At 67.8% G+C, this 301-nt stretch carries 1 protein-coding gene; it reads left to right on the forward strand.

Annotated features, from left to right (window positions below):
- The coding region (locus SB660_RS19735; RefSeq protein WP_410583959.1) for a TonB-dependent receptor domain-containing protein at positions 1-301 on the forward strand (301 nt) is incomplete at both ends.

Consider the following 301-nt stretch of genomic DNA (forward strand, 5'->3'; position numbering starts at 1 on the left):
GGTCGCGACCGCGCTCGTCTGGGGCTCCAATAACGAGATCGGCATCACCCGGGAAGGTTCGGACTTCACCACGCTCTATGGCAGCTACGACCACTGGCTGCCGAGCATCGACCTGAGCGCCGAGCTGACCGACACCCTGATCCTGCGCAGCAGCTACAGCCGCACGATCGGACGGCCGGGCTGGGGCGACATCCAGGGCGGACAGACGCTGGCCGAACCGGTCCGCATCGACGGCGGCCAGGGCGCCCAGGGCAATCCGGGTCTGGAGCCGCTGAAGTCCGACAACTTCGACCTGTCGCTG

This window comes from Bacillus sp. SIMBA_005 (genome assembly GCF_046535585.1).
Classification (GTDB): Bacteria; Bacillota; Bacilli; order Bacillales; family Bacillaceae; genus Bacillus; species Bacillus pumilus.